The following is a 25,317-nucleotide window of genomic DNA, read 5'->3' as shown; positions in this document are numbered from 1 at the left end:
GGCGACTGGGTAGTCTTCGCCTCAGACCAACAAGAATCAAGGCCAACACCCCATGAAGCCGATCGTCTCCCTGGCGCTCTCAGTCGCCCTCGCCTTTTCTTCCATGGAAACTATGGCAGCCGCCGATCTCATCCTGCACAACGCCAAGGTCTACACCGCCGAACCGGGCCAGCCGCTGCAACAGGCGGTCGCCATCGAGAACGGCAAGATCGTCGCCGTGGGTTCCGATGCCGAGGTGCTGTCACTCAAGCAGGCGGATACCCGATTGCTCGACCTGGGCGGCAAGGTGCTGATGCCCGGCTTCATCGACTCCCACGCCCACGTGGTCAAGGGCGGCCTGCAGATGCACCAGGCCAACCTCAATGGCGAGGAGCTCCCGCTGGACGAACTGGAGCAGCGCCTGCGCCAGTGGCGTGAAGATGGCAAGGCCAAGCGCGGCGACTTTCTGGTGGTCGGTGGTGTACCCACCAGCTACTGGGACCAGCTCGATGCCTTCGAGCAGCGCTTCAATGCCGGCGAGTGGGCCGACACGCCCATCCTCTTCGCCGGCTGGGACTACCACACCGGCTGGGCCAACCGCGCCATGCTTGAACGCGCCGGTATCGACGCCGCCAGGGTGAAGTCGCTCAAGGGCGAAGAACTGGCCACCATCGGCCACCACGAGAACGGCCAGCCCAACGGCTTTCTGGTGGACGCGGGCCTCTACGCCGCCCAGGAGCTGATCCCCCTGCCCTCCCAGGCCGAATTGCTGACCGCCGCCCGCGATGCCCTGCACTATTACAACAGCCTGGGGATCACCGCCTGGATGGACCCGCTGGCCAACGAGATTCCCGGCGGCCCCATCGACAACAGCTCCGTCGGCGTGCTGCCCACCTACAAGGCGATGGCCGACTCCGGCGAGCTCAGCGCCCACGTCGCCGCCCTGCTGATGGCCGACTCGAAGGCCACATCCAGGGACCTGGACGAGCTGGACAAGGTGCGCCGGCAGTTCCAGGACGTGCCCAACCTCACCCTGCCGGGCATCAAGGTATTCGCCGATGGCGTGGCGGAGCACCCGGCACAGAGCGCGGCGATGCTGGAGCCCTACAAGAACTCCCGAAAGAGCGGCGAGCTGCTGTTCGACCCGGTCCGGTTCGGCGAACTGGTGAATGCGGCGGACGCCCGCGGCTGGCTGGTGCATGTCCATGCCATCGGCGACCGCGCGGTGCGCGAATCCCTCAACGGCATCGAGCAGGCGCGCACGGCCCGCAACAGCGGCATCCCCCACTCCATCACCCATCTGCAGATGGTCAACCCGAAGGAGTTCGCCCGCTTCAAGCCGCTGGATGTGATCGCCTCCATGCAGCTCTACTGGGCCAGCGCCGACGAGCTCAGCGTCGATCTCGTCCAGCCCTACGTCAGCGCCATGGCCTTCCAGTACCAGTACCCGGCCCGCTCGCTGTTGAAGAACGGCGCCACCATCGCCGGCGCCAGCGACTGGCCCATCACCACCCCGGAACCCTGGAAAGCGATCTACCAGGCGATCAGCCGCAAAGGACCTAAAGGTGTGCTGAACGCGACCGAGGAGATCGACCGCGAGACCATGTTCCAGGCCTACACCCTGAACGCCGCCCGCGCCATGCGCCTGGACGATCGCATCGGTTCGCTCAAGCCCGGCAAGCAGGCCGACCTGATCCTGCTCGATCGCGACGTGTTCCAGGTCGAGCCCGAAGCCCTGCGCGACACCCAGGTATTGAAGACCTGGTTCGCCGGACGCGACGTCTACACCCGCAACCGCTGACTCCGCTTCTCCCGTCCCGGGGCCTCGTCCCGAGGCGCCGGGCCGCTTCACGCCCATAACAATCCAATGCTGAACAGGTAACTCGCAGTGAAAGTCCATACCTTCGTCACCGACACCCAGAACCCGCAGATTCGTGGCCGGCAGATCGGTGAACGGTGGGCGGAGCAGATCCGGCAGACCGTATCGCTCTACCTCGATTTCTTCTCCCAGGTGGATGTCGATCCAGCCACGGTGCGCAGCATCGGCGAAGCCAGCCTCGGCGCCCTCGAAGCCTGGAGCCCGTCCCTGGCCCTGGAAGTGGTCGCCACCGCCGAAGCTGCCGGCCTGCCGCTGTGGCAACTGGCGGCGCTTAATGCACGTACGGAAATCCTCGCGGTGATGCCCACGCCGCCCGAAGGCGAGTGCTCCACCGCCGTGTTCGCCCCTCCGGGTGCCAATGCCCCGCGCACCATCCAGACCTGGGACTGGCACGACGCCCTCGTGCCCCACGGCATGATGCTGCAACTCACCGGCAGCGCCGGCCTGGGCGTCAAGCTGTTCACCGAGTTCGGCATGCTCGGCAAGATCGGCGTGAACAGCGCTGGCCTGGGCTTGCACTTCAACATCCTCCACCACGCCAGCGACGACGACAGCGCCGGCGTGCCGGTGCATGCCATCGCCCGCCGCCTGCTGGAAGAAGCCCGCAGCGTGGACGACGCCATCGCCCTTGCCCGCTCCGCACGGGTGAGCGCCTCCACCGTGCTGACCGTTTTCTCCCGTCACGACGCATCGCCCCGCGCCGCGAGCATCGAGCTGTCCCGCCACGCGACTGCCGTGGTGCTGCCGCGCGAAGACGGCTGGATCACCCACACCAACCACTTCCTCGCACCTGAACTGGTACCCGGCGAACGCACCCTGGATGTCTCCACCACCTACGCCCGCCTGGACCACGTCAACGGCAACCTCGACGCCATGACCGGCAAGACCCTGGCCTCGCGCGCCGGCGCCATGTGCGGCGAGCCGGGCGAGCAGGCCCCCATCTGCTTCCATCCGGACCTGAGCCTGCCGCCGAAAGAGCGCTGGGAAACCCTGCTCACCATCGGCATCGACACCGAGGCGTTCGAACTCGAATACGCCGAGGGCAACCCGGTGGTGCTGGCCCGCTCGGGCAGCGTGCGCTTCTGACCGCAACGGCGGCAGGCAGCCACCTGCCGCCAGCAGCTCCCTCCAACAACGACAAGACGAGCAAAGGCAAATGGCAAATCAACCTTCCCCGGCAACGGGATCGCAATCGGCGCTCCGGACCTTCTTCGTCTCGGGTCTGGGCACCGCCCTGGAGTTCTACGACTTCGTCATCTATGGCGTCGCCGCCGCCCTGGTCTTCCCCCAGGTATTCTTCCCCGACCTGGACCCGCTCACCGCCACGCTGGTCGCCTTCGGCGCGTTCGGCGTGGGCTTCTTCGCCCGTCCGCTGGGCGGCATGGTGTTCGGCCATTTCGGCGACAAGGCTGGCCGCCAGAAAGCGCTGGTGGTCACCCTGCTGCTGATGGGTTTCAGCACCCTGGCCATCGGCTGCCTGCCTTCCCACGAGAGCATCGGTGCTGCGGCGCCTGTCCTGCTGGTGCTGCTGCGCCTGGTGCAGGGCTTCGCCGCCGGCGGTGAATGGGGTGGCGCGGCCCTCTTCGGCATCGAATCCGCCCCGGCCGGAAAGCGCGGCCTCTGGGGCAGCTTCACCAGCATGGGCATCGGCATCGGCGGCATCCTCGGTTCCGCCGTGTTCGCCATCGTCAGCGCCGCCTACGACGACAACCTGGCCGACTTCGCCTGGCGCATCCCCTTCTGGCTCGGCGGTGTCCTGGTGCTGATCGGCCTCTACGCGCGCCTGTCGAATCCCGCCAGCAAGCCACTGCAACCGCAAGAGAACACCCGCCTGCCCCTGGTTGCCGCCCTGCGCTCGCGCCCTCGCGAGATGCTGCTGTGCACCGGCATCGCCTTCGGCTACGTGACCATCGCCTATATCGGCAGCACCTTCTTCCTCGCCTACGCCACGCAAATGGGCTACGGCAGCACCGAAGCACTGCTGTTCGACGTGTCCCTGTCCGTTGCCATCGTCATCAGCGCCCCGCTGTTCGCCAGCCTCTCCGACCGCCTGGGCCGGCGCACCGTGATGATTCTCGGCGCCTTGCTGATGGCCGTCGGCTTCTTCGTCTTCTTCACCCTGGTGGGCCGCCACAGCCTACCCATCGCCTGCATGGCGTACGTCATGGTCGGCGCATTGATGGGCGCGACCCAGGGCCCGATCCCCGCCTTCCTCGCCGAACAGTTCCCGCGCCACATGCGCTACTCCGGCATGTCCGCCGCCTACCAGATAGGCGCGGCCTTTGGTGGCGGCACGGCGTCCAGCCTGGCCACGGCGATTCTCATCGCCACCGGCAGCCCGTTTGGCGTGGCCGCCTATGGCGCTGCTGCGCTGGCGCTGGTGGCGGTGTGCTCGTTCCTGCTGAGGGAGACGGCGCATCTGGGGATGAAGGAGATCGATGCGGATTCTGGAGTCGAGACGGGTGCGGAGATTCTGCGCTCGGTATGAGTGATCTGAAGGAAGCGATTCTTGTCCAAACGAAAACGGGCCCTCAGGGCCCGTTTTGCTTCTTGGGCGTCGAATGACCGTCTATCTTCGGCGTCAGCGCCAACGCGACCGACCGGTCGAAGTCTGTCGCAATTGGATCGGCGGGCATCGTCCACGCACAAGAAGCGGTTCACCGGCCACGCGACCATTACGGGGCTCTGACTGTCGCTCGCACGGCAGGTTTCACACTTACAAGAAAAAGCACGCAATGCTTGAGGAGGCCCATGCGCAAGACACCCAAATCACCCGTCGACAAGGTCGTTTTCTGGGGGGCTGTCGTGATATCGGCCTCGTTGGTCGCTGGAGGAGCACTCTGGCCCAAGGCCTTGTCGACTGCGGCGCAGGCTCTGCTGGACAAGATCATCGACTGGTTCGGCTGGAGCTTCGTCCTCTCCACCGCCTTCTTTCTGGGCTTCGCCCTGTTCCTGGCATTCAGCCGCTTCGGCCGGATCAGACTGGGCAAGGACGATGAACAACCCGAGTTCAGTACGTCGTCGTGGATCGCGATGATGTTCAGCGTCGGCATGGGCATCGGGCTCATGTTCTGGGGCGTGGCCGAGCCCATCACACACTTTTCGACAATTCCGCCCGAACTGGCGCCGGCGCACTCCCGGGAAGCGGCCAAGATCGCAATGGGATACGCCTACTTCCATTGGGCATTCCACCCCTGGGCGATCTACGCCATCGTCGGTCTGGTCATCGCCTACTTCTCGTTCCGCAAGGGACTGCCCAACCTGATCTCCAGTGCCTTTACACCGCTGATTGGCGAGGCGGGCGTGCGCGGGCCACTGGGCAAGTCGATCGACATACTGGCGGTCCTGGCCACGCTCTTCGGCACCGCCACCTCGCTCGGCCTGGGTGCGCAGCAGATCAACAGTGGCCTGAACTACCTCTGGAACACCGGCGAATCGAACAACATTGCGTTGGCGATCATCGTGGTGATGACGGTGTTCTTCATCCTTTCCGCCATTTCCGGCGTGGGCAAGGGGGTGCAGTTCCTGAGCAACCTGAACATGGTGGTCGCGGTGGTGCTGCTGTTGTTCCTGGCGGCAGTGGGCCCGAGCGTCTTCATCGTCAATACGCTGGTCGCTTCGATAGGCGAATACCTCCAGGAACTGGTGCCGATGTCGTTCCGCACCGCGGCGTTCAGCGATGGCAAGTGGCTCGCCGGCTGGACCATCTTCTACTGGGCCTGGTGGATTTCCTGGGCGCCGTTCGTGGGCACCTTCATCGCGCGCATTTCGCGCGGCCGCACCATTCGCGAGTTCGTGATCGGCGTGATCGTCATTCCCAGCGGGGTGACGATGGTGTGGTTCGCGATCATGGGCGGCTCGGCGCTGTACTCGGAGCTGGCCGGTGCGGGCGGCATCGCCACGGCCGTGAAGGACCAGGGACCGGCGGTGGCGCTGTTCATGCTGCTGGCCCAGTATCCGGCCGCGGCGCTGACCTCATTTGCGGCCATTCTGCTGGTGGGCGTGTTCTTCATCTCCGGGGCAGATGCGGGCTCCATCGTCATGGGCATGCTCTGCGCCCACGGCAACCTGAAGCCGCCGAGCTGGCTGGTGGCGCTGTGGGGCGTGTTGACCAGCGCAGCCGCCTCCGTGCTGCTGGTGATGGGTGGCCTCAATGCACTGCAGACCGCCGCCATCATCTTCGCCGCGCCGTTCCTGCTGGTGATGGTGGGATTGTGCGTATCGCTGTGCAAGGCGCTGATGAATGACCAGCCGATTGGCGTCGCGCACAACTCGCTTGCTGCTCTGCGCAATCCGGTGCGTGCCGCTGCGGATTGAGGTTCCAGGGTGCTGCTTCACGGCGGCACCTGTTTCCTCGCTATCGCTGAACAGCCGGTGCGCACGGCTCACCTCGCGCCATTCAGAACAGGTGCTGGATCCCAGGGTGCGCTGCGCGCACTGATTGCGCGAAACGACCGATACGACCTCCCCGCTCCACAAACAAAAACGCCGCAGTCGGTGACTGCGGCGTTTTCGTCGAACCGGGACTTCAGTCGTCCAGGCCGAGGGCGGCGAAGGCTTCGAGGATCTTGTCCTGAACTTCGTCGATGCTGAGGCTGGTGGAATCCAGAATGATCGCATCCTCGGCCGGCTTCAGCGGGGCCACGGAACGCTGGCTGTCACGCTCGTCGCGTTCCTGGATTTCCGTCAGCAGGGCAGCCTGGTCGGCTTCCATGCCCTTGCCCTTGAGCTGCAGGTAGCGGCGGCGGGCGCGCTCTTCGGCGCTGGCGGTGAGGAATATCTTCAGCTGCGCCTGCGGGAACACCACGGTGCCCATATCGCGGCCGTCGGCCACCAGGCCGGGGGCTTCGAGGAAAGCACGCTGGCGTTGCAGCAGGGCTTCACGCACGGCGGGCAGCGCGGCGACCTGGGAGGCGCCGGCACCGACCTGCTCGGAGCGAATCACGTCGGTGACGTCTTCACCTTCCAGCACGATGCTCTGGCCGCCACCGGCCTTCGCGTTGAACTGCACGTCCAGGTGCGCCGCCAGGACCTTGAGGGATTCCTCGTTGGTCAGGTCGACACCGTGGTTACGCGCGGCGAAGGCCAGCAGGCGGTACAGCGCGCCGGAGTCCAGCAGATGCCAGCCCAGGCGCTTGGCCAGACGGCCAGCGACGGTGCCCTTGCCGGAACCGCTGGGTCCGTCGATGGCGATTACGGGCAGGTTGGCGTTCATGCCTTGCCCTCTTCCGCGACACGGATGCCGGACTGGGCCGCGAGGCCGAGGAAATTCGGGAAGGAAGTTGCAACGTTGGCGCAATCGTGGATGCGGATCGGCGCGCTGGCACGCAGCGACGCCACGCTGAAGGACATGGCGATACGGTGGTCGCCGTGGCTCCAGACTTCGCCGCCGCCCATGGGGCCGCCTTCGATGACGATGCCGTCCGGGGTCGGCTCGGCCTTCACGCCCAGGGCAAGCAGGCCGTCGGCCATGACCTGGATGCGGTCGGATTCCTTCACCCGCAGTTCTTCTGCGCCACGCAGCACGGTGCGACCTTCGGCACAGGCAGCGGCGACGAAGAGCACGGGGAACTCGTCGATGGCCAGCGGAACCAGGTCTTCAGGGATATCGATGCCCTTCAGCTTGGCCGCACGTACACGAATATCGGCCACCGGCTCGCCGCCCACTTCACGCTGGTTTTCCAGGGTGATGTCGCCGCCCATCAGCTTGAGGATGTCGATCACGCCGGTACGGGTCGGGTTGATGCCGACGTGTTCCAGCACCAGTTCGGAGCCTTCGGCGATGCTCGCGGCCACCAGGAAGAAGGCAGCAGAGGAGATGTCGGCCGGCACTTCGATGCGACAGGCGGAAAGCTTGTGGCCACTTTCAACGGTGGCGGTATTGCCGTCAACCTTCACCGGATAGCCGAAGCCTTGCAGCATGCGCTCGGTGTGATCGCGGGTCGGGGCCGGCTCGGTCACGGAGGTTTCACCGGCGGCGTAGAGGCCGGCCAGCAGCAGGCAGGACTTCACCTGGGCACTGGCCATGGGCATTTCGTAGCTCATGCCGGTCAGGCGCTGGCCCCCACGGATGGTCAGCGGCGGACGACCTTCAGCGCCGGTCTCGATCACCGCGCCCATTTCGCGCAGGGGCTTGGCCACGCGATTCATCGGGCGCTTGGACAGGGAGGCGTCGCCAGTCAGGGTGGTATCGAACGGCTGGGCCGCCAGCAGGCCGCTGAGCAGGCGCATGGAGGTGCCGGAGTTACCGAGGTACAGCGGGCCGGGCGGCGGTTTCAGACCGTGCAGACCAACGCCGTGGATGGTCACGCGGCCGTGGTGCGGCCCTTCGATGACCACCCCCATGTCGCGGAAGGCCTGCAGGGTCGCCAGGGCGTCTTCGCCTTCGAGGAAGCCTTCCACCTCGGTGGTCCCGATGGCCAGGGAGCCGAGCATGATGGAACGGTGCGAGATGGACTTGTCGCCCGGAACGCGAACACGGCCGGCGAGTTTGCCACCCGGCTGAGCCAGGTAAATCAGATCGTTATTGTGCATGGCGTCCACATAGGCCCTGCGGGCCAGGATTTTGCTGAAATGCTCGCGGGCGAAGCGGGCGCGAGTGAACACGCCCAGCAATTCATGCCCGTCCCCTGCGTCGACCGCGCCGCGCAGGGCGTCGAGGTCATCGCGAAATGCGTCCAGTATGCGCAGCACGGCGTCGCGGTTGGCGAGGAAGATGTCGTGCCACATTACCGGGTCGCTGCCGGCGATACGCGTGAAGTCACGGAATCCACCAGCGGCATAACGGAAGATATCCAGATTCTCGCTGCGCTTGGCCAGCGAGTCGACCAGCCCGAATGCCAGCAGGTGCGGCAGGTGGCTGGTGGCAGCGAGCACCTCATCGTGATGCTCGACGTCCATATGTTCCACATCAGCACCGAGGGCTCGCCAGAGCTGGTCGACGCACTGCAGGGCAGATGGATCGGTGTTTCCCACCGGGGTGAGGATGACCTTGTGGCGGCGGAACAGGCTGGCGTTGGCGGCTTCCACCCCGCTCTTCTCCGATCCGGCGATGGGATGGCCGGGTACGAAACGCGCCGGCATGCCATCGAACACCCGGCGCGCGGCGCGAACGACATTGCCCTTGGCGCTGCCGACGTCAGTCAGCACGGCGTCGCCCAGGTCAAGGATGGCAAGTTCGGCGAGGAGTTTTTCCATGGCGAGGATGGGCACGGCCAGCTGGATCACATCGGCACCGTGGCAGGCCACTGCGAGGTCACTCTCGCAACGGTCGACCACGCCTGTCTCGACAGCGATACGGCAGGACTCGTGGTCCCTGTCCACACCCACCACTTCGGCGAACAGGCCCTTCTCGCGCAGCCCCTTGGCGAAGGAGCCACCGATCAGGCCGAGGCCGATCACCACCAGGCGCCCGAAGATAGGGGCGCCCTGTTGCACGGTCATGACATCAGCCACGGCCGAGCACCTTGGCCAGCGCTTCCAGGCAGCGGGCGTTCTCGGCCGGCAGGCCGATGGAGACGCGCAGGAAAGTCGGCATGCCGTAACCAGCCACCGGGCGCAGGATCACGCCTTCGGCGAGCATGCCCTGGTTGATCGGGGAGGCATCGCGGCCGAAGTCGACAGCGATGAAGTTGCCCTTGGAGGGAATCCAGGTCAGCCCCAGGGCGCGGAAGCCCTCTTCCAGCTGGGCCATGCCGGCATCGTTGACACGGCGGCTTTCGGCCAGGTACTCGGCGTCATCCAGGGCGGCGCAGGCGGCGGCCAGGGCCAGGCTGTTGACGTTGAAGGGCTGGCGCACGCGGTTCAGCACGTCGGCCACCCGGGCGCTGGACAGGCCGTAGCCCACGCGCAGCGAAGCCAGGCCATAGGCCTTGGAGAAGGTACGGGACACCAGCAGGTTCGGATAACGGGCCAGATAGTGAAGGCCGTCGGGGAGCTCTTCACCCTCGGCGTATTCGATGTAGGCCTCGTCCAGGACCACCAGTACATTTTCCGGGACCCTGGCGAGGAAGTCTTCCAGCGCGGCCGGGCCGAACCAGGTGCCGGTGGGATTGTTCGGGTTGGCGATGAACACGACGCGGGTGTCGGCGTCGATGGCCGCCAGCATGGCCGGCAGGTCATGGCCGAAGTCCTTGGCCGGGACCACCTTGCCGGCAGCGCCCACGGCCTGGGTGGCGATGGGGTACACGGCGAAGGCGTGCTCGCTGAACACGGCGTTCAGGCCGGGAGCCAGGTAGGCACGGGCCACCAGGTCGAGAATGTCGTTGGAGCCGTTGCCCAGGGTGACCTGGGCCGGGGTCACGCCACAGCGCTCGGCCAGGCGACGTTTGAGCTCGAAGCCGTTGCCGTCCGGGTAGCGGGTCAGTTCGGCAAGTTCGTTGCGGATCGCTTCGAGGGCCTTGGGGCTCGGACCGAGGGGGTTCTCATTGCTGGCCAGCTTGACGATGCCGGCCGGGTCGAGGTCCAGCTCACGGGCCAGCTCGTCCACCGGCTTGCCGGGCACGTAGGGCGAAAGTTTCTGCACGCCCGGTTGGGCAAGGGCGAGGAAGTCACAGCTCATGGGTTCAGCCTCAACTACGGGCTAGGGGCCACCGTGGCGCGCCCCAACCCTGGCTGGAGCGCGGCGGCCCGTCGCGAATTCAAAGCACCGCTTTGGGGTAGGAACCCAGCACCTTCAGGGCAACGGCTTCCTGGTTGATCTTCTCCAGCACGTCCTTGATCAGCGGATCGCGGTGGTGGCCTACGAAGTCGATGAAGAACACGTAGGTCCACTTACCACTGCGGGACGGGCGGGTCTCGATGCGGGTCAGGTCGATGCCGTTGTTGTGGAACGGCACCAGGAGTTCGTGCAGGGCGCCCGGCTTGTTGCGCATGGAGACGATGATGGAGGTCTTGTCGTCGCCGGTGGGCGGCACTTCCTGGCTGCCGATGATGAGGAAGCGGGTGGAGTTGTCCGGACGATCCTCGATTTTCTCGCACAGCTTGGTCAGGCCGTAGAGGTTGGCCGCCATGTCGCCGGCAATGGCCGCCGAGTTCCACTCGCTCTTCACCCGCTTGGCGGCGTCGGCGTTGCTGGACACCGCCACGCGCTCGACATTCGGGTAGTGGGCGTCCAGCCACTTGCGGCACTGGGCCAGGGACTGGGCGTGGGAGTAGATGCGGGTGATGTTGTCGGTCTTGGTGTTCTCGCCCACCAGCAAGTGGTGGTGGATGCGCAGTTCCACCTCGCCGCAGATCACCATGTCGTGCTCGAGGAAGCTGTCGAGGGTGTGGTTGACCGCACCCTCGGTGGAGTTCTCCACCGGCACCACGCCGAAGTTGACCGCACCGGCGGCCACTTCGCGGAACACTTCGTCGATGGCGGCCATGGGGGAGCTGATCACCGCATGGCCGAAATGCTTGAGCGCCGCGGCCTGGGTGAAGGTGCCTTCCGGCCCAAGGTAGGCGACCTTGAGCGGCTGCTCCAGGGCCAGGCAGGAGGACATGATTTCGCGGAACAGCCGCGCCATCTCTTCGTTGTCCAGCGGGCCCTGGTTGCGTTCCATGATGCGCTTGAGGATCCAGGCCTCACGCTCGGGACGGTAGAAGATCGGCTTCTCGCCCTCGGGCAGGGAGGCCATCTTCACACGGGCCACGTCCTGGGCGCAGCGAGCACGCTCGCTGATCAGCTCGAGGATCTTCTCATCGAGGCTGTCGATGCGCAGGCGCAGCGCCTTGAGTTCTTGCTCGGAGATTACATCCGTCATCAGCCATGCTCCTTCTCGAACTCCGCCATGTAGGCCACCAGGGCTTCGACAGCATCGAGGCCGACGGCGTTGTAGATGGAAGCGCGCATGCCGCCCACGGAGCGATGGCCCTTGAGATTCAGCAGGCCACGGGCGTCGGCACCAGCCAGGAACGGCTTGTCCAGGCGCTCATCGGCGAGGCGGAACGGCACGTTCATCCAGGAGCGGGCGTTGTGGGCGATGGGGTTGGTGTAGAACTCGCTCTTGTCGATGTAGCCGTAGAGCAGTTCCTTCTTCGCCTTGTTGCGCTGCTCCATGGCCTCGACACCGCCCTGCTCCTTCAGCCACTCGAAGACGAGGCCGGAGAGGTACCAGGAGAAGGTGGCCGGGGTGTTGTACATGGAGCCGTTATCAGCGGCGATCTTGTAATTCAGCATGGTCGGGCAATTGGCGCGGGCACGGCCGAGCAGGTCTTCGCGGACGATGACCACCACCAGGCCGCTCGGGCCGATGTTCTTCTGTGCGCCAGCGTAGATCAGGCCGAAACGGGATACATCCAGCGGCCGGGAGAGGATGTCGGAAGACATGTCCACCACCAGCGGTACGTCGCCCACTTCCGGAATCCAGTCGAACTGCAGGCCGCCGATGGTTTCGTTGGAGGCGTAGTGCAGGTAGGCGGCGTCTTTCGACAGCTGCCACTCGTTCTGGCCGGGGATGGCGAAGTAGTCGTAGCCCTTGGCGCTGGCGGCGACGTTGACGCGGCCGAAGCGGCTCGCTTCGTCGATGCTCTTCTTCGACCAGATGCCGGTGTCGATGTAGTCGGCGACGCCGTTCTCGGGCAGGAGGTTCAGCGGAATCTCGGCGAACTGCTGGCTGGCGCCGCCCTGGAGGAACAGCACCTTGTAGTTCGAGGGAATGGACAGGAGGTCGCGCAGGTCCTGCTCGGCCTTTTCGGCGATGGCGACGTACTCATCGCTGCGGTGGCTCATTTCCATGACGGACAGGCCTTTGCCCTGCCAGTCGAGGAGTTCCGCCTGGGCGCGTTGCAGAACAGCTTCCGGAAGCGCGGCGGGGCCGGCGCAGAAGTTAAAGGCTCGCTTGCTCACATCCATTCTCACTGGGTAGCGCGGGGGCACCAGTGCCCCCGCCGATTGTCATCTACCGAATGGACAGGCCGCCGACGGCCTGCCCGTTTTTACAATTATTACTCTTCAGTCACCGGCTGGGCGTCGTCCTGCGCAACGTCGCTGGCCTCGGCATCGGCCACGGCGTCAACGCCCGCCTCTTCCCCTTCCAGCTCTTCGTCCTCGTCACCGCCGGACGGCTCCTGGACGCGTTCCAGGCCCACCAGGGTTTCATCCTTGGCCAGCTTGATCAGGGTCACGCCCTGAGTGTTACGGCTGGAGCTGGAGACTTCGTCCACGCGCGTCCGCACCAGGGTGCCCTGATCGGAAATCAGCATGATTTCCTCGCCGTCCTGCACCTGTACGGCGCCGACCAGCTTGCCGTTGCGCTCGTTGGTGACCATGGCGATCACGCCCTGGCCGCCGCGGCCACGACGCGGATAGTCTTCCAGCGGGGTGCGCTTGCCGTAGCCGCGCTCGGAGGCAGAGAGGATCTGCGCGCCCGCTTCCGGGATCAGCATGGAGATCAGGCTCTGGCCTTCCGGCAGACGCATGCCACGCACGCCACGGGCGGTACGGCCCATGGTGCGGACGTGTTTTTCCTTGAAGCGAATGACCTTGCCACCGTCGGAGAAAAGCATGACTTCCTTGGCGCCGTCGGTGATGGCGGCGGCGATCAGGGTGTCGCCCTCTTCCAGTTTCAGGGCAATCAGGCCGGCGGTACGCGGCTTGCTGAACTGCACCAGCGGAGTCTTCTTCACAGTACCGAAGGCGGTAGCCATGAAGATGTAGGCGCCGGTGGGCTCGTCCTGCTCGTCGTCAAGGTCGGCGCCTTCATCGTCACCGGTTTCGGCTTCGATCACTTCGCCTTCGATCACCACGCCTTCGTTCTCTTCCAGGTCCTCGTCGGCGCCTGCGCTCTGCTGCAGGGCCTCCAGGTCGATCTGGAGCATGGCGGTGATACGCTCGCCCTCATCCAGCGGCAGCAGGTTGACCAGCGGGCGGCCGCGCGCGGTACGCGAGGCTTCCGGGATTTCGAAGGTGCGCAGCCAGTAGACCTTGCCCTTGCTGGAGAACAGCAGGAGGGTGGCGTGGCTGTTGGCGACCAGCAGGTGTTCGATGTAGTCCTCGTCCTTCACGCCAGTGGCGGACTTGCCCTTGCCGCCGCGACGCTGGGCCTGGTAGGCAGCCAGCGGCTGGGACTTGGCGTAGCCGCCGTGGGAGATGGTGACGACGCGCTCTTCTTCGGTGATCAGGTCGGCGATGGTCAGGTCCACCTGGGACGCGACGATCTCGGTGCGGCGGGCGTCGCCGAACTCGGCCTTCACCTTTTCCAGTTCCTCGCGAATGACTTCCATCAGGCGCTCGGGGCTGGTGAGGATGCGGATCAGCTCACCGATCAGGGTGAGGATTTCCTGGTACTCGGCCAGCAGCTTCTCGTGTTCCAGGCCGGTCAGGCGGTGCAGGCGCAGCTCCAGGATGGCCTGGGCCTGCTCGGGGGACAGGTAATACTTGCCGTCACGCAGGCCGTATTGCGGGTCCAGGTCTTCCGGACGGCAGGAATCGGCGCCAGCGCGCTCGACCATGGCTTCCACGGCGCTGGATTCCCAGGCGGTGGCGATCAGGCGTTCCTTGGCCTCGGCCGGGGTCGGCGAGGTCTTGATCAGCTCGATCACCGGGTCGATGTTGGACAGCGCGACGGCCTGGCCTTCGAGGATGTGGCCACGTTCACGGGCCTTGCGCAGCTCGTAGACGGTACGGCGGGTCACCACTTCGCGGCGGTGACGAATGAACACTTCGAGCATGTCCTTCAGGTTCAGCGTGCGCGGCTGGCCATCCACCAGGGCCACGACGTTGATACCGAAGACGCTCTGCATCTGGGTCTGGGAATAGAGGTTGTTCAGCACCACCTCGCCCACTTCGCCACGACGCAGCTCGATCACCACGCGCATGCCGTCCTTGTCGGACTCGTCGCGCAGTTCTGTGATGCCTTCGATCTTCTTCTCTTTCACCAGCTCGGCGATCTTCTCGATCAGACGCGCCTTGTTCAGCTGGTAGGGCAGCTCAGTGACGATGATCTGCTGGCGACCACCGCCCTTCTCCATGTCTTCGATTTCGGCGCGGGCGCGTATATAGATGCGGCCTCGACCGGTACGGTACGCCTCGATGATGCCGGCGCGACCGTTGATGATGCCCGCGGTGGGGAAGTCCGGGCCCGGGATGTACTGCATCAGTTCATCGACCGTCAGCTCGGCGTTATCCATCAGCGCCAGGCAGCCATCGATGACTTCACCGAGGTTGTGCGGCGGGATGTTGGTGGCCATGCCCACGGCGATACCGCTGGAACCGTTGACCAGCAGGTTCGGGATCTTGGTCGGCATGACCGCGGGAATCTGTTCGGTGCCGTCGTAGTTGGGCACCCAGTCCACGGTTTCCTTGTCCAGGTCGGCCAGCAGCTCATGGGCCAGCTTGGCCATGCGCACTTCGGTGTATCGCATGGCTGCGGCGTTGTCGCCGTCCACCGAACCGAAGTTGCCCTGGCCGTCCACCAGCATGTAGCGCAGCGAGAAAGGCTGGGCCATGCGGACGATGGTGTCGTAGACCGCGGTATCACCGTGCGGGTGGTACTTACCGATCACGTCACCCACCACACGGGCGGACTTCTTGTAGGGTTTGTTCCAGTCGTTGCCCAGTTCGCTCATCGCGTAGAGCACGCGACGGTGTACCGGCTTCAGGCCGTCGCGCGCATCCGGCAAGGCGCGCCCGACGATCACGCTCATCGCGTAGTCGAGGTAGGACTGTTTCAGCTCGTCTTCGATATTGACCGGGAGGATTTCTTTGGCCAGTTCGCCCATGAGAAGCCTGGTTCCTTTTTCTGATGAAACTCCGCCCCTCTCATCCTGAGCGGCGCGAAGCTCGTCACTGCGGCCAGATGCTGCAGCGACTCACGACAAATCAACGAGTTAAGCCAAGGATCTGTGCAATTGGGCCGCCTCGATGGAGGGGCGGCAATAACTGCCGGAGCTTACCACAGTCACCGCCTTGCACCTACCCCGCCGGGCGCCCCGCCGGCAGGGTGAAAATGCCGCACCAGCGCTATCAATGGAGGCGCTTGCGGCACATCAATTGCGCCATCTTGGCGGCGTCGGGACGCTCCACCACGCCCTTCTCGGTCACGATGGCATCGATCAGGTCCGCCGGAGTCACATCGAATACCGGGTTCACCGCATGGACTTCCGCCGCGACACGACGGCCGCCCAGGTCCAGCAGTTCGGAACCGTCACGCTCCTCGATCGGGATATCGTCACCGCTTTCCAGGGACATATCGATAGTGGAGCTGGGCGCCACCACCATGAAGCGCACGCCGTGGTGCATGGCGTTGACCGCCAGCTGGTAGGTACCGATCTTGTTGGCCACGTCGCCGTTGGCGGTGATGCGATCGGCACCGACTATCACCCAGGTGATCCCGGCGGTCTTCATCAGGTGGGCAGCGGCGGCGTCGGCGTTGAGGCTCACAGGCACGCCTTCGTTGGCCAGCTCCCAGGCGGTCAGGCGCGCGCCCTGGAGCCAGGGGCGGGTTTCGTCGGCATAGACACGCTCCACCAGGCCATCCAGGTGGGCGGCGCGGATCACGCCGAGGGCTGTCCCGAAGCCGCCGGTAGCCAGGGCGCCGGTGTTGCAGTGGGTCAGCAGCGCCTGGGGGCTGCCCTGGTGCTTGCGGATCAGCTCCATGCCGAGCTGGGCCATGGTCAGGTTGGCTTCGCGGTCGCTCTCATGAATGGAGACAGCCTCAGCCTCCAGAGCCTGCAGCGGCGTCTCGCCATCACGCACCCGTTCCAGGCGCTCGCGCATGCGGTTCAGCGCCCAGAACAGATTGACCGCCGTCGGCCGGGATTCGGACAGCACCTTGAAATCGGCCTCCAGCGCCGCGCGCCAGTCGCCGCCAGCGGCGATACGCGCCCGAGCGCCCAGCACCACACCATAGGCGGCACTGATACCGATGGCCGGCGCACCGCGCACTACCATCTGACGGATGGCCTGGGCCACGCCTTCGGCAGAGTCGTAGGACAGCCAGGTTTCCTCGGCCGGAAGCAGGCGCTGATCGAGCAGATGAAGCATGCCGTCACGCCAGTCGATTGCCTTGACCTTCTCGGCTGCTAACAATTGTTCACGCATCGACCACCTCGCCACCCGTAACTCGCGGAAAAACCGCAGATTATAGCGAGCCGGAGCCCTTCTGGCTCGGGTATACTGCCGCCACTTCAATCTGCGCCCAGGATGCGCCGCCATGCCCAGTTCCAACGCCCCGCTCGACCTGCTCCTGCTCCCGTCATGGATAGTCCCGGTGGAACCAGCCGGCGTAGTGCTGCGGGATCACGCGCTGGGTATCCGCGACGGTCGTATCGCCCTGCTCGCCCCGCGAGACGTGGCGCTGCGCGCCGAAGCCCGCGAGCGCCGCGAACTGCCGGGCATGCTGCTGGCCCCCGGCTTGATCAACGCCCACGGCCACGCCGCGATGACCCTGTTCCGCGGCCTGGCCGACGACCTGCCGCTGATGACCTGGCTACAGGAGCACATCTGGCCTGCCGAGGCCAAGTGGGTCAACGAGGCATTTGTTCGCGACGGCACCGAACTGGCCGTGGCCGAGCAGATCAAGAGCGGCATCAGCTGCTTCTCCGACATGTATTTCTTCCCGGCACAGGCCAGCGCCGTCATCCATGCGGCCGGCATCAAGGCGCAACTGGCGATTCCGGTGCTGGACTTCCCCATTCCCGGCGCCGTCGACTCTGCCGAAGCCATTCGCCGCGGCGTCGAGCTGTTCAGCGACCTCAAGCACCATCCACGCATCAAGGTCGCCTTCGGCCCCCACGCCCCGTACAGCGTCAGCGATGACAAGCTGGAAAACATCCGCGTGCTGGCAGAGGAGCTGGACACCGGCATTCATATGCACGTCCAGGAAACCGCCTTCGAAGTCCAGCAGAGCCTGGAGCTGCGCGGCGAGCGCCCGATGGCGCGCCTCTCCCGCCTCGGCCTGCTGGGCCCGCGTTTCCAGGCCGTGCACATGACCCAGGTGGACGACGCCGACCTGGCCCTGCTGGTGGAAAGCAACAGCAACGTGATCCATTGCCCCGAATCCAACCTCAAGCTGGCCAGCGGCTTCTGCCCGGTGGAACGCCTGTGGCAGGCCGGCGTGAACGTCGCCGTCGGCACCGATGGCGCAGCCAGCAACAATGACCTGGACCTGCTCGGCGAAACCCGTACCGCCGCCCTCCTGGCCAAGGCCGTATCCGGCTCGGCCAGCGCCCTGGATGCCCATCGCGCCCTGCGCATGGCCACCCTCAATGGCGCGCGAGCCCTTGGTATCGACCAGGACACCGGCTCCCTGGAACCGGGCAAGGCCGCCGACCTGGTAGCCTTCGACCTTTCCGGGCTGGCCCAGCAACCGGTCTACGACCCGGTTTCCCAACTCATCTATGCCACCGGGCGCGATTCGGTGCGGCACCTCTGGGTCGACGGCAGGCAACTGCTGGACGACGGCCGCCTGACGCGCCTGGACGAGGAGCGCCTGGGCGCCACTGCCCGCGCCTGGGGCGATCGCATCGCCGGCCGCTGAATTCTGTTTCGAGGACATTCCATGACCAACGTCGATCACGTCGAAATCGCCAAGTTCGAGGCCCTCGCCCACCGCTGGTGGGACCGCGAGAGCGAGTTCAAGCCCCTCCACGACATCAACCCGCTGCGGGTCAACTGGATTGACGAACGCGTCAGGCTGGCCGGCAAGAAAGTGCTGGACGTCGGCTGCGGCGGCGGCATTCTCAGCGAGTCCATGGCCCAGCGCGGCGCCACCGTAACCGGCATCGACATGGGTGAAGCCCCTCTGGCGGTCGCCCAGCTGCATCAACTGGAATCCGGCGTGCCGGTAGAGTATCGCCGCATCACCGCCGAAGCCCTGGCCGCTGAAATGCCCGGCCAATTCGACGTGGTGACCTGCATGGAAATGCTCGAACACGTACCGGACCCTGCCTCGGTGATTCGCGCCTGCTACACCCTGGTCAAGCCGGGCGGACAGGTATTCTTCTCCACCATCAACCGCAATCCCAAGGCTTATCTCTTCGCCATCGTCGGTGCCGAGTACGTGATGCGTCTGCTGCCGCGCGGCACCCACGACTTCAAGAAGTTCATCCGCCCCTCCGAGCTGGGCGCCTGGAGCCGCGCCGCCGGCCTGCAGGTGAAAGACATCATAGGCCTGACCTACAACCCGCTGACCAAGCACTACAAGCTGGAAGCCGACGTAGACGTCAATTACATGATCCAGACCCTGCGCGAGGAGTGACCGGCATGCGACTTCAAGCGGTACTTTTCGACATGGACGGCACCCTGCTCGACTCGGCGCCGGACTTCATCGCCATCTGCCAGGCCATGCGCGCCGACCGCGGCCTTCCGCCTCAGGATGAGAAGGCGATTCGCGACGTGGTTTCCGGCGGAGCCCGCGCCATGGTCGCCACCGCCTTCGAAATGGATCCGGAAGCGCCTGAATTCGAGCCGCTGCGCCTGGAGTTCCTGGAGCGCTACCAGAACCACTGCGCCGTGCTCACCCGCCCCTTCGACGGCATCGACGAACTGCTGGCGGACATCGAGCAGGCCAAGCTGATCTGGGGCGTGGTGACCAACAAGCCGGTTCGCTACGCCGAACCCATCATGGAGCAACTCGGCCTCGCCGGCCGCTCCGCTGTACTGATCTGCCCGGACCACGTGAAGAACAGCAAGCCGGACCCGGAAATGCTGCTGCTGGCCTGCAGCCAGCTGAACCTGGACCCGGCCAGCGTGCTCTTCGTCGGTGACGACCTGCGCGACATCGAGTCCGGACGCGCCGCAGGCACCCGCACCGCGGCGGTCAGCTACGGCTACATCCATCCCAGCGACAACCCCGCTCACTGGGGTGCCGACGTGGTGGTCCACCATCCGCTCGAACTGCGTGCCGTGCTCGACCGCGCGCTGTGCAGCTGCTGATACCGGCAGCGCCCCGAAGGAGACTCAAATGTTCCAGTATTCCGCCCGCCCCGACCTGCTCAAGGACCGGGTGATCCTCATCACCGGTGCCGGCCGAGGCATCGGCGCCGCCGCCGCCAGGACCTTCGCCGCCCACGGTGCCACCGTGCTGCTGCTGGGCAAGACCGAAGCCAGCCTGAACGCTGTTTACGACGAGATAGAAGCCGCCGGCCATCCGCAGGCCGCCGTCATCCCCTTCAACCTGGAAACCGCCCAGCCGCACCAGTACGACGAGCTGGCGGCGACCCTGGAAGCGGAGTTCGGGCGCATCGACGGCGTACTGCACAACGCGTCCATCCTCGGCCCGCGCACGCCCCTCGAGCAGCTTTCCGGCGATAACTTCATGCGCGTCATGCAGGTCAACGTCAACGCCGTGTTCATGCTGACCAGCACCCTGCTGCCGCTGCTGAAGCTGTCCAAGGATGCCTCGGTGGTGTTCACCTCCAGCAGCGTTGGTCGCAAGGGCCGTGCCTACTGGGGCGCCTACGCGGTATCCAAGTTCGCCACCGAAGGCCTGATGCAGGTCCTGGCCGACGAAGTGGACGGCATTGCCAGCGTGCGCGCCAACAGCGTGAACCCCGGCGCCACCCGTACCAGCATGCGCGCGCAGGCCTATCCGGGTGAAAACCCCGAAAACAATCCGGAACCCGCCGCAATCATGCCTGTCTACCTCTATCTCATGGGGCCGGACAGCGCTGGTGTGAACGGCCAGGCTTTCGACGCACAATGACCTCCCTCCGCGGCGGTCATCCGACCGCCGCAGCCTCCGCCAGTTTTCCGGCGGCTTCTCCCTGTGAACGGCATCACATTGCCATTATTTCGCCATCAAACCGGCAAAGGCTTGCCGCGAGAGCTGGCGCCAGCAATCTAACTCATTGAAATTAAAGCGATTGCAAGGGATCGCGAACTCCTGGCACGGAAATAGCTCTATGCCTGGTGTCGTCGCATTTTGCGTCAGAGGTTCAACTCAATGGTTCCTCCCATCCAGACCAATACCATCGATTTCGACGCGGCCAAGCTGCAGCGCCTCGGCTTCTCCGGCAAGCGCCAGCCCAAGCTGCGCCCCATCAGCCTGGCGGAGCTGCGTCGTCAGCTGACCCTGCAACTGCAAACCAGTCTGGAGGTGGAGCGCATCGTCAGTCTGTTCTTCAGCGAGGTTCAGCGCCTGGTGCCCCTGGACGCCCTGGGCTACCAGCACCAGAGCAGCGACCTGCGCCTGGAGTACGGCAGCCGTTCGAACCATTCCGCCGGCTATCGCCTGACCCACGAAGGCGAGTACCTGGGCGAACTGATCTTCCGCCGCAACCAGCGCTTCGACGAGCACGAGCTGAACCAGTTGGAATCCCTGCTCGCCACCCTGCTCTTCCCGCTGCGCAACGCCTTGCTCTACCGCGCCGCCATCCAGAGCGCCCTGCGCGATCCGTTGACCGACACCGGCAACCGCATCGCCATGGAGCAGACCCTGCAGCGCGAAGTCGACCTCGCTCGGCGTAACCTGCAACCGATGTCGGTTCTGATGCTGGACATCGACCACTTCAAGCGCATCAACGACGAGTTCGGCCACGGCACCGGCGACGAAGTCCTGAAGGCGGTAGCCAATACCCTCAAGACCCGCCTGCGCAACGTCGACATGGTGTTCCGCTTCGGCGGTGAGGAATTCCTCGTGCTGCTCTCCGGCACCTGCCGAGAAGCCGCCGCCCTGGTAGGCGAACGCCTGCGCATGGGCATCCTCGAACTGCAGCACCTGGTGCAGGGCCGCCCGCTGGACCTGTCCATCAGCCTCGGTTGCGCCACCCTGCTGCCGGCGGAATCGGTGGAAAGCCTGCTGCGCCGGGCGGACAACGCCCTGTACGTGGCCAAGCGCGAAGGCCGCAACCGCCTGTCCATGGCGGGGTAAGCGCCGCCACAGCCCATTGTCGGGGCGATTTCAATCGCGAATGAATTCGCTCTCACAGAACTAAAAAGAAGGGGCTCATACGAGCCCCTTCTTCATTTCACCTGCTATCAGCGCTTGCGACCGAACCCCGGACGCTGGCCTTCGCCGCCGGCCGGGCCGCTGCGCTTGTGCTGCGGACGCTGGGGCTTGCGAGCCGGACGATCGGCCAGTTCGACGGCCGGACGCTCGCCCTGGGGCTTGGCCGGGCGCTTCTTGTTCACGTCGCGCGGACGATCGGCAACCGGCGTGCCGCGCGGAGCACGGGCTGGACGCTCGTCACCCTCGCGACGCGGGCCACGAGCCGGACGCTCGTCACCCTCACGACGCTGACCGCGTGCAGGACGCTCATCGCCCTCGCGACGCGGGCCGCGAGCCGGACGCTCATCACCTTCACGGCGCTGGCCACGGGCCGGGCGCTCGTCGCCTTCGCGACGCGGACCACGAACCGGACGCTCATCGCCCTCACGACGCTGGCCACGTGCAGGACGCTCATCACCCTCGTGGCGCGGACCACGGGCGGGGCGCTCGTCACCTTCGCGACGCGGAGCCCGGGCGCCCGTCGGCTTCGGCGACTTGCGCTGCAGACGGTCGAGCTTCTCGCGGAACTTGCCCTTCATGGCCGGCAGGGCCACAGGCTTGAGACCGACTTCGGCACTAAGGATGTCCACCTCGGTCTGGCTCATTTCGCGCCAGCGCCCCATGGTCAGGTCGGAAGTGATGAACACCGGACCGAAGCGCACGCGCTTCAGGCGGCTGACCACCAGCCCCTGGGACTCCCACAGGCGGCGCACTTCACGGTTGCGGCCTTCCATCACCACGCAGTGGTACCAATGGTTGAGGCCGTCGCCGCCGGGTGCTTCCTGGATGTCGGTGAACTTCGCCGGGCCGTCTTCCAGCATCACGCCGTGCTTGAGATTCTCGAGCATTTCCTCGGTGACCTCGCCACGCACGCGCACCGCGTACTCGCGGTCCATCTCGAAGGAGGGGTGCATCAGGCGGTTGGCCAGTTCACCATCGGTGGTGAACAGCAGCAGGCCGGTGGTGTTGATATCCAGGCGGCCGACGTTGATCCAGCGGCCAACCTTCGCACGCGGCAGGCGCTCGAAAACGGTAGGACGGCCTTCCGGATCGTCGCGGGTGCAGACTTCGCCTTCCGGCTTGTTGTAGATCAGCACGCGACGGACGCTTTCGGCTTCCTCTTCGCGCTTGAGCAGACGGCCGTCGACGCTGATGGCGTCATGGCTGTCGACGCGCTGGCCCAGGGTGGCGGGCTCGCCGTTGACCTTCACTCGGCCTTCCGTGATCCAGGCCTCGATATCGCGGCGAGAAGCCAGCCCCATGCGGGCCAGGACCTTCTGCAGCTTCTCCCCTGCGGGGCTGTATTCGACTTCACTCATCTGGGCACCTCCCGGTGTAGCAGTAAAAAGGCCGCGCATCATACGCGGCCACTGGCACTCAGGCTAGTTGAGCAATGCCCGGACGTCAGCCTGGCCGCTGACCGGTGGCGCTCAATGCAGGGTTTCGTCCGGCAGCGACTCGTCGTCTTCTTCCGCGGCGACCTCGGCTGCATCGTCATCCTCGGCGAGCAGCAGGTCGTCGAAGTCGGTCTTCAGGCCTTCTTCCATGATGTCCAGTTCGGCCAGCAGGCTGCGGAAGCTGGTTTCTTCACGCGGTTCGGCGGGCAGCTCGGCATCGGCCCGCGCCTGCAGCCCTTCCGGCACCGGCTCTTCGCCATCTTCCAGGGCCAGCACCGGCTCCGGCTCGAGCTCGCGCAGGGCTGCCAGTGGCGGAAGTTCTTCCAGGCTCTTCAGGTTGAAGTGGTCGAGGAAGGCGCGAGTGGTGGCGAACATGGCCGGCTTGCCGGGCACATCGCGGTAGCCGACCACGCGAATCCACTCGCGCTCCAGCAGCGTCTTGACGATCTGGCTGTTGACCGCCACGCCACGGATGTCTTCGATCTCGCCACGGGTAATGGGCTGGCGGTAAGCCACCAGTGCCAGGGTTTCCAGCATGGCGCGGGAGTAGCGCTGCGGGCGCTCCTCCCAGAGCCGCCCGACCCAGGGGGAAAAGCGCTCGCGCACTTGCAGGCGGTAACCGGAAGCTACCTCGCGCAGCTCGAATGCACGCTTTTCACAACTTTTGCCCAGGATGGCCAGAGCGGAACGGATCACCGACAACTCGGGACGCTCGGCCTCTTCGAAGAGTTCAGCCAAGCGCTCCAGCGACAGGGGTTTTCCGGATGCCAGGAGAAAGGCTTCCAGCAGCGAGGCGAGTTCCTTGGGATCGTTGAGGTTCATCTACTCGGCCCTGGCGCGTACATGGATGGGGGCAAAGGGTTCATTCTGCACCAGTTCCACCAACTGTTCCTTGATCAGCTCGAGCACCGCCATGAAGGTAACGACCACGCCAAGACGCCCCTCCTCCACCGTGAACAGGGCGACGAAGGGCACGAACGCGCCGCCCTTCAGCCGTTCCAGCACCTCACTCATGCGCTCGCGGGTGGACAGCGCCTCGCGGGTCACCTGGTGGCTCTCGAACATATCGGCACGGCGCAGCACTTCGGCCATGGACAGCAATACTTCTTCCAGCGCCACGTCCGGCAGCAGTTTGCGCGCCCGCGCGTCCGGAGCATCCAGGCGCGGCACGATCAGGTCGCGCCCAACCCGCGGCAGTTCGTCGATGCCTTCGGCGGCGGCCTTGAAGCGCTCGTACTCCTGCAGGCGGCGGATCAGCTCGGCGCGCGGGTCCTCTTCCTCTTCTTGCGCCTCGTTCGAGCGCGGCAGCAGCATGCGCGACTTGATCTCGGCCAGCATGGCGGCCATCACCAGGTATTCGGCGGCAAGCTCCAGGCGCACCGACTTCATCAGCTCGACATAAGCCATGTACTGGTGGGTGATGGCGGCCACGGGGATGTCGAGGATGTCGATGTTCTGCTTGCGGATCAGATAGAGCAGCAGGTCGAGCGGGCCTTCGAAGGCTTCGAGGAACACTTCCAGCGCATCCGGCGGGATATAGAGGTCCTGCGGCAACTCGGTCACCGCCTGGCCGTAGACCAGGGCGAAAGGCAGCTCCTGCTGGGCGCCCGCCTGGGGATCCGGCGACTCGGTTGGCGGTGTTTCGTGCATCAGGGTCTCTCGATCAGGCCTGCCGGCAAAGACCGGCCGGCGGGAAAGCGGGCAAATTAGCACCATGTGCCAGACTAAAAAAGTACGACGCAGCACCCCTGGTCAGGTTTGGAGCAAAGCGCTCAAGGAGGTTCAAATGAAACTCGTCACCCTGATGTTCAGTGCCGTCCTCATGTTCCTCTTCCTCACCCTGGTGCCGGCGACAACGGCACAGGCGGGAATGATTGGCACCGACGAAGCGGTCTCCGCCCAGCAGCAATCCGGAGATCGAGCCCGAATCGATGCCTTTCTGAGCAAATCCGAGGTTCAGGACCAGATGCGCGCGATGGGCGTGGATATCGCCACGGCCCGCGCCAGGGTACAGGCACTGACCAACGAGGAAGCCGCCCAGCTGGCGCAGAAGATGAATGTAGCGCCCGCGGGCGGGAACATCAGCAGCACCGACTTCATCATCATCCTGCTGGTGATCATCCTGGTGGCGATCCTGCTTTAGGCGGCG

Annotated in this window: 20 protein-coding genes; 10 read left to right on the top strand and 10 right to left on the bottom strand. The window is 65.3% G+C overall.

The window, feature by feature from the left end:
- Positions 1-52 precede the first annotated feature (52 nt).
- From FXN65_RS08840 to FXN65_RS08825, 4 genes are all read left to right on the top strand, one after another.
- Positions 53-1,780, top strand: coding sequence for an amidohydrolase (locus FXN65_RS08840; RefSeq protein ID WP_151132710.1), 1,728 nt, complete (start codon positions 53-55; stop codon positions 1,778-1,780).
- Positions 1,781-1,867: 87 nt separating this feature from the next.
- Complete coding sequence (locus FXN65_RS08835) at positions 1,868-2,944, top strand: C45 family autoproteolytic acyltransferase/hydolase (protein ID WP_151132709.1); 1,077 nt, start codon at positions 1,868-1,870, stop codon at positions 2,942-2,944.
- Between the two features lie 70 nt (positions 2,945-3,014).
- Entirely contained in the window at positions 3,015-4,346 is a 1,332-nt protein-coding gene (locus FXN65_RS08830) for an MFS transporter (RefSeq protein WP_151132708.1), read from the top strand.
- A gap of 263 nt (positions 4,347-4,609) precedes the next feature.
- Positions 4,610-6,175 carry a BCCT family transporter gene (locus FXN65_RS08825; protein ID WP_151132707.1) on the top strand — a complete coding sequence of 522 codons (1,566 nt, stop codon included), beginning with the start codon at positions 4,610-4,612 and terminating at the stop codon, positions 6,173-6,175.
- A gap of 211 nt (positions 6,176-6,386) precedes the next feature.
- On the opposite strand, the gene cmk is transcribed toward FXN65_RS08825, so the two are convergent.
- The 7 genes from cmk to mtnA all read right to left on the bottom strand — a co-directional run bounded on the left by cmk (position 6,387) and on the right by mtnA (position 16,883).
- Positions 6,387-7,073, bottom strand: coding sequence for a (d)CMP kinase (gene cmk, locus FXN65_RS08820; RefSeq protein ID WP_151132706.1), 687 nt, complete (start codon positions 7,071-7,073; stop codon positions 6,387-6,389).
- Complete coding sequence (locus tag FXN65_RS08815; protein ID WP_151138711.1) at positions 7,070-9,301, bottom strand: bifunctional prephenate dehydrogenase/3-phosphoshikimate 1-carboxyvinyltransferase; 2,232 nt, start codon at positions 9,299-9,301, stop codon at positions 7,070-7,072. The genes cmk and FXN65_RS08815 overlap by 4 nt, the downstream gene beginning before the upstream one ends.
- Positions 9,302-9,305: 4 nt before the next feature.
- The gene (gene hisC, locus FXN65_RS08810; protein WP_151132705.1) at positions 9,306-10,418 is read right to left on the bottom strand and encodes a histidinol-phosphate transaminase; all 1,113 of its coding nucleotides are present in this window, start codon (positions 10,416-10,418) and stop codon (positions 9,306-9,308) included.
- Between the two features lie 79 nt (positions 10,419-10,497).
- Positions 10,498-11,604, bottom strand: coding sequence for a prephenate dehydratase (pheA, locus tag FXN65_RS08805; RefSeq protein WP_151132704.1), 1,107 nt, complete (start codon positions 11,602-11,604; stop codon positions 10,498-10,500).
- Positions 11,604-12,689, bottom strand: a complete 1,086-nt coding sequence (gene serC / locus FXN65_RS08800; RefSeq protein WP_151132703.1) for a 3-phosphoserine/phosphohydroxythreonine transaminase — start codon at positions 12,687-12,689, stop codon at positions 11,604-11,606. Before serC ends, pheA begins: the two co-directional genes overlap by 1 nt.
- Positions 12,690-12,787: 98 nt before the next feature.
- Positions 12,788-15,562, bottom strand: coding sequence for a DNA gyrase subunit A (gene gyrA, locus FXN65_RS08795; RefSeq protein WP_151132702.1), 2,775 nt, complete (start codon positions 15,560-15,562; stop codon positions 12,788-12,790).
- A 244-nt stretch (positions 15,563-15,806) separates the two neighbouring features.
- Complete coding sequence (gene mtnA / locus FXN65_RS08790) at positions 15,807-16,883, bottom strand: S-methyl-5-thioribose-1-phosphate isomerase (protein ID WP_151132701.1); 1,077 nt, start codon at positions 16,881-16,883, stop codon at positions 15,807-15,809.
- A gap of 112 nt (positions 16,884-16,995) precedes the next feature.
- Between mtnA and FXN65_RS08785 the strand changes: the two genes are divergently transcribed.
- The 5 genes from FXN65_RS08785 to FXN65_RS08765 all read left to right on the top strand — a co-directional run bounded on the left by FXN65_RS08785 (position 16,996) and on the right by FXN65_RS08765 (position 21,654).
- On the top strand, positions 16,996-18,321 hold the full coding sequence (locus FXN65_RS08785; RefSeq protein ID WP_151132700.1) for a TRZ/ATZ family hydrolase: 1,326 nt from the start codon (positions 16,996-16,998) through the stop codon (positions 18,319-18,321).
- 21 nt (positions 18,322-18,342) lie between these two features.
- The gene (ubiG, locus tag FXN65_RS08780; RefSeq protein ID WP_151132699.1) at positions 18,343-19,041 is read left to right on the top strand and encodes a bifunctional 2-polyprenyl-6-hydroxyphenol methylase/3-demethylubiquinol 3-O-methyltransferase UbiG; all 699 of its coding nucleotides are present in this window, start codon (positions 18,343-18,345) and stop codon (positions 19,039-19,041) included.
- Between the two features lie 5 nt (positions 19,042-19,046).
- Positions 19,047-19,718, top strand: a complete 672-nt coding sequence (gene mupP, locus FXN65_RS08775; protein WP_151132698.1) for an N-acetylmuramic acid 6-phosphate phosphatase MupP — start codon at positions 19,047-19,049, stop codon at positions 19,716-19,718.
- Between the two features lie 28 nt (positions 19,719-19,746).
- Positions 19,747-20,487 (top strand): YciK family oxidoreductase, encoded by a 741-nt coding sequence (locus FXN65_RS08770; protein ID WP_151132697.1) that lies wholly within the window; start codon positions 19,747-19,749, stop codon positions 20,485-20,487.
- A gap of 240 nt (positions 20,488-20,727) precedes the next feature.
- Positions 20,728-21,654: a GGDEF domain-containing protein gene (locus FXN65_RS08765; RefSeq protein WP_151132696.1), complete on the top strand. Its 927-nt coding sequence runs from the start codon at positions 20,728-20,730 to the stop codon at positions 21,652-21,654.
- 107 nt (positions 21,655-21,761) lie between these two features.
- Here the strand turns inward: FXN65_RS08765 and rluB are convergent, their stop codons facing one another.
- The 3 genes from rluB to FXN65_RS08750 all read right to left on the bottom strand — a co-directional run bounded on the left by rluB (position 21,762) and on the right by FXN65_RS08750 (position 24,818).
- Positions 21,762-23,090, bottom strand: coding sequence for a 23S rRNA pseudouridine(2605) synthase RluB (rluB, locus tag FXN65_RS08760; protein WP_151132695.1), 1,329 nt, complete (start codon positions 23,088-23,090; stop codon positions 21,762-21,764).
- Positions 23,091-23,201: 111 nt separating this feature from the next.
- Positions 23,202-23,990, bottom strand: coding sequence for an SMC-Scp complex subunit ScpB (gene scpB / locus FXN65_RS08755; protein WP_151132694.1), 789 nt, complete (start codon positions 23,988-23,990; stop codon positions 23,202-23,204).
- A complete protein-coding gene (locus tag FXN65_RS08750; protein WP_151132693.1) occupies positions 23,991-24,818 on the bottom strand; it encodes a segregation and condensation protein A in 828 nt (275 codons plus the stop codon).
- 136 nt (positions 24,819-24,954) lie between these two features.
- Between FXN65_RS08750 and FXN65_RS08745 the strand changes: the two genes are divergently transcribed.
- Entirely contained in the window at positions 24,955-25,311 is a 357-nt protein-coding gene (locus FXN65_RS08745; RefSeq protein WP_151132692.1) for a PA2779 family protein, read from the top strand.
- Positions 25,312-25,317 lie beyond the last annotated feature (6 nt).

The organism is Pseudomonas lalkuanensis (genome assembly GCF_008807375.1).
In the GTDB taxonomy this organism is placed as follows: Bacteria; Pseudomonadota; Gammaproteobacteria; order Pseudomonadales; family Pseudomonadaceae; genus Metapseudomonas; species Metapseudomonas lalkuanensis.
Note: the sequence above shows the minus strand (reverse complement) of the source record. Positions and strands in the feature narration are given on the sequence as shown.